The sequence below is a fragment of the Nocardia amamiensis NBRC 102102 genome (assembly GCF_001612745.1).
In the GTDB taxonomy this organism is placed as follows: domain Bacteria; phylum Actinomycetota; class Actinomycetes; order Mycobacteriales; family Mycobacteriaceae; genus Nocardia; species Nocardia amamiensis.
Map to the genome: position 1 here is coordinate 1 of NZ_BDBA01000351.1, position 4,052 is coordinate 4,052.

5 protein-coding genes and 2 pseudogenes are annotated in these 4,052 nt (G+C 67.1%); 4 read left to right on the forward strand and 3 right to left on the reverse strand.

Annotation, left to right across the window (positions count from 1 at the left end; genetic code table 11):
* Positions 1–142: 142 nt before the first annotated feature.
* Positions 143–301, forward strand: a pseudogene (locus NA4_RS39860) (IS701 family transposase); the annotation flags it as partial.
* Positions 302–454: 153 nt separating this feature from the next.
* Here NA4_RS39860 and NA4_RS37435 read toward each other — a convergent pair.
* The 3 genes from NA4_RS37435 to NA4_RS37445 form a co-directional block, all read right to left on the reverse strand.
* Positions 455–1,033, reverse strand: coding sequence for a hypothetical protein (locus NA4_RS37435; RefSeq protein WP_157129552.1), 579 nt, complete (start codon positions 1,031–1,033; stop codon positions 455–457).
* Positions 1,034–1,223: 190 nt separating this feature from the next.
* The gene (locus NA4_RS37440; RefSeq protein ID WP_067480838.1) at positions 1,224–1,946 is read right to left on the reverse strand and encodes a class I SAM-dependent methyltransferase; all 723 of its coding nucleotides are present in this window, start codon (positions 1,944–1,946) and stop codon (positions 1,224–1,226) included.
* Positions 1,943–2,776, reverse strand: a complete 834-nt coding sequence (locus NA4_RS37445; RefSeq protein ID WP_067480841.1) for a class I SAM-dependent methyltransferase — start codon at positions 2,774–2,776, stop codon at positions 1,943–1,945. Before NA4_RS37445 ends, NA4_RS37440 begins: the two co-directional genes overlap by 4 nt.
* A gap of 114 nt (positions 2,777–2,890) precedes the next feature.
* On the opposite strand from NA4_RS37445, the gene NA4_RS37450 reads away from it, so the two are divergent.
* From NA4_RS37450 to NA4_RS37460, 3 genes and pseudogenes are all read left to right on the forward strand, one after another.
* On the forward strand, positions 2,891–3,409 hold the full coding sequence (locus NA4_RS37450; RefSeq protein ID WP_067480844.1) for a hypothetical protein: 519 nt from the start codon (positions 2,891–2,893) through the stop codon (positions 3,407–3,409).
* A 41-nt stretch (positions 3,410–3,450) separates the two neighbouring features.
* Entirely contained in the window at positions 3,451–3,765 is a 315-nt protein-coding gene (locus NA4_RS37455; RefSeq protein WP_067480847.1) for a hypothetical protein, read from the forward strand.
* Positions 3,766–3,818: 53 nt separating this feature from the next.
* Positions 3,819–4,052 (forward strand): annotated as a pseudogene (locus tag NA4_RS37460) (ISKra4 family transposase); the annotation flags it as partial.

Here is a 4,052-nt window from a genome sequence, read left to right on the forward strand (position 1 = left end):
CCCCCACACCCCCGCCACCGCGTCCACGACGTAATCACTGGAGAGCCGTGATGCCTGGAAAGCGGGCATGTCCGGTTCGGTGGGAGGCCGCGCGGAAAAGGACCCGCCATCGCGGGCACCTCGCTGCGCGGCCCACCCTACTCAGCAGGCCAAGGGCGAGGCCGGGCTGGATCACTACCAGGTCCGCAGCTGGCGGGCCTGGTATGCCCACATCACCTTGTCCATGCTCGCGCTGGCGTGGCTCGCCGTGTCTAAAACCCTTGCTGCAAAAGGGGAACCAGCGATCTCGACGAGGGCATGATCGCCCTCACGCTACCGGAAATCCGCCGCCTGCCGGTCGCGTTCATACTCACACCACTACATGCCGCCGATCACATCTGGGGCTGGTCGACCTGGCGGCGGCGCCGCCAGCACCAAGCCCGGTTATCGCACTACCGGCGCCGCGGCCACCCACTCACCTGACACCCAGGTGCCGTTGCAGTACTATCGCATTCACCTGGGCGAAGCCGTGGTCACGAAGCCAGGTGACCAGTTGGTGCAGGAGGTATCCATGAGCCTCGACGGTGACCGAGCCGCTGGCGGGGTGGCTGCTCGCTCCTGAGCCGAGTCTGTCGAAAGCGAAGGTCGCACGGCCCGATTCGAGGGTGTCCTCGGTATACGAGTAGGTCTTGGGGCGGTGCGGCCAGTCCCAGTACGTCCGGTTGTAGGTGGCGCCTGGGACGACCACGTCGACCTGCCGCGTTCCCGGCGCCCGCCGCTCGGGCGTGCACAAGGTGGCGGCGATGATCTGGTCCGCGGGAGCGGATTCCGCGGCCGCAACCAGAAGCGACAGTTCGTGGCAGGTCCCCGGTTCGGTGAGCTCCGGTACCGCGCGCGCCGAGGCGGGTACCAGGGGCGGCGCGGAGAACGCGATGATCAGCGCGATCGAAAAGCATCGGGCGAAGTTTCGTTCGGATCGGGATGCGGCCAGGTCCCTGGACACCACCTTCCGGAGAGCGCGTGCGAAGGGAGTTCTGGTGCTGGGTCCTGCCACTGTGTGCTGTCCTTGGTCGAGCAATGGAGCAGCGGCCGGTATTGCCCGACCGCGATGAAGTTGTGAGTTGCTGACGATTGGCCGATCCGTAGCGGTGTGACTCCTTCCACGGACACGCTACGGGCATCCGCTCCAGCGGGCGTGCGCGGACTACGCCGCAGTTCTTCGGGCCAAATCGGTTCGGCGCGCCTCAGCGGTGGGGCCCGCGGGCGACGACAAGGTCGCCGTTCACCTCGGCCGGCGCTCCCGCTGCCTCGATTTCACCCGCCAGTTCGTCCGCCGTTGTGATCCACCAGTCGTATTCGGCGACTGCCCTGTCGATTTCCCGCTCACCGTCCAGCGTGCGGTAGGTCATCGTCCAACGCAGCCGATCGGGACCGGCGGGCACCGCCCGGCCAGACCCCTCGTACCGCAACTGCCCCTGCGCCACCGAGTACGGCGGCACCTCGACAGTCTTCGCGGTGTCCGGGGGCTGCACGTTGAATATCATCGGGGCGCCCGGCACCAGCCTCGGTACCAGATCGGCGAACAACGCCCGCCGTGTTGCCGGCGCGAGATGCCCGATCATATGGATGCCCATGACCGCCACGATTCGTTGCGGCAGATCTAGTTCCGCTGCCCCGCAGGGGAATACCGTCACGCGGTCACCGCCTGGCACGGCTTGCAGACGAGCCAGCAGGATCGCACGTAGATGCGCGGAGGGTTCGGCCACCAGGACAGGAACGGAGCCGATACGGTTCAGCAGTACCTCGGTACCGAGCCCGCTGCCGGCACCGAATTCCACCGCCACACCCGGTTTCGCATCGGCGGTATCCAGGACAGCGCCGAGCCGTTCGACCAGCGCCGGCCACATCGGCATAGAGAGCAGGTGCAGATACTCGGCCGCCGGCGCGTACTCCGCGTAGCCGGTCACCGGGGACGCCGTCCGGTGGCCAGAATCCCCGGGTGGATCAGGTGGTAACCGGGTTCATCCAGAACGTAGCGGTTGCTACCCGGTGTCAGTGCGGCTTCGATATCGGCGAGGTCTGCTGCCGTCGCGCCGACCTCCCGGCCGCATTCCCGCAGGGAGGTCAGATGTTCCGGCCACACCACCGCTTCCAGATAAGCCCGTACCGCGGGGGCGTCGCCGAAACCGACTCGCGGCAGCACGGTGAGGGCGATATCGGACAGACCGGCGGCCCGCAGCCAGCCGATATGCCGGTCGTGGTGATGGGGACCGTCCTCGGGCAGACCCCAGCGCCGCAACGAAGCCGCGCCGATCAGTCGCTCCCACCGCGAATGCCCGGGCAGTAGAGTGGCCCGGTAATAGCCCGAGTAGAACAGGCCGAGCACACCGCCGGGTTTCAGCGATCCCGCCAATCCGGCGGTCACCGCGGCGGGGTCGTCGAAGTTACCCGGCCAGATCACCTCGCCCGCCCAGACGGCGTCGAATCCACCGGGCTCGGCTGCCAGCACCTGATACAGGTCGGCCTGCCGCACCGAAACCCGGTCGGCTATGCCACACGCTTCGGCGTATTCGCCCGCGAGAGCGACCACTCCCGGGTTGAGATCGATCGCCTCCACCTGGGCACCGGTTGCGGCCAAAGCCGGCAGCGAACCGCCCGCTCCGGTGCCGACATCCAGGACGCGGCTGCCGGGCGGGATCGCCATACCTGCGATCGCGGCCGACACCAGCGGTTCCATGAACTTCCTGTTGGCCAAGAGGTACGTGCTGAAAATAGGATCGAGGGTATCGGTGCTCATCGCGCACCCCGGTATGTCATGGTAAGAGTCAATCATTGATGAATATTATTTTCAATAACGGGGAGGACGGTTGCGCCCTCCGCCACACACGACAAAACGGAGTGTGAGCACAACGTGTCCGATCGCAGCCTCGGATCCAATCTCTCGTTCCTGGCACGGCCCGAAAATCTTGCCGACTGGCGCCTGACCCTCGCCTACGGCGTCGCCCATGACACCGGCATCCTCGAGGCACTGCCCGGCACCGTCGCCGAACTCGCTCGCCGACGTGGCGTCGCCCCCACGGCACTGCGAGCAATCCTGACGCAACTGGCCGCATGGCAGATCGTGGTCATCGACGGCGGCCGCTACCGGCTCGGCCCGGACGCACCCCGGGGCGACGAGGCGACCGCACTCGCTCATCACGCGGTACTGATCCGGCGCTGGGCCGGAGTCGCCGCCGCTTTCGGTCTGCAAATGCCGATCCGCTCTGACGGCGGCGACGCTCACAGCGGGGAGGACTATCACAAGGTGGACCGCCGAAGCCGGCTACACGCCACTCGCCGTCACCCAGTTGGCCGACCCGCCGTTGAGTGTCTTCACCGCCCGCCTTTGAAGTCACGACAAGCCGGCGCAGTGCCCATAGGCATGCCGTGATGTCACCGAGGCTCTCCGACCGCAGGCCGGCTCGACGAGAGATGCTCCACCAGCGAGATGAGGTAGTCCTGTGTCCAAGCCCTCTGCGAGATCACGGCGCCTGGCATCAGATCGAGCTCATCGAATCCGAAGCCGCCCGCCGCGGCGTCACCGTCCGCATCGTCTGCGACATCGTCCATGTCCTGCAATATCTTTGGGCAGCGGCGTGGTGCTTCCACGACCACGACGACCCCGCTGCCGAGGACTGGGCCGCCACCCGCGCCCTGGCCGCCCTCGCCGGCCACGCCCTCCAGGTCGCCGGCACCCTCGAAACCGACGCCGAGCGCTGGGCCCGGCCCGCGCCGAGGCCGCGCTGACCACCACCCGATACCTTCACGGGCACGCCGAATACCTGTGCTACCACACGGCTTTGGCCGAGGGCTGGCACATCGCCACCGGGCTGATCGAAGGAGCCGCCCGCCACCTCGTTGCCGACCGCCTCGAAATCACCGGCAGCAGATGGGGACTCGACGGCGCCGAAGCCATCCTGCGCCTACGCGCCCTGATCGGAATCGGAGACTTCCCCGCCTACTGGAACCACCACCTCACCCAAGAACACCAGCGAATACACCCCAACAACTACCAACTCGCGCCTGATCAACAG

Bases quoted from the DNA above. Each gene is read 5' to 3' on its own strand.
- NA4_RS37455 (WP_067480847.1), top strand. From the start codon at position 3,451: ATGCTCCACCAGCGAGATGAGGTAGTCCTGTGTCCAAGCCCTCTGCGA.
- NA4_RS37445 (WP_067480841.1), bottom strand. From the start codon at position 2,776: ATGAGCACCGATACCCTCGATCCTATTTTCAGCACGTACCTCTTGGCC.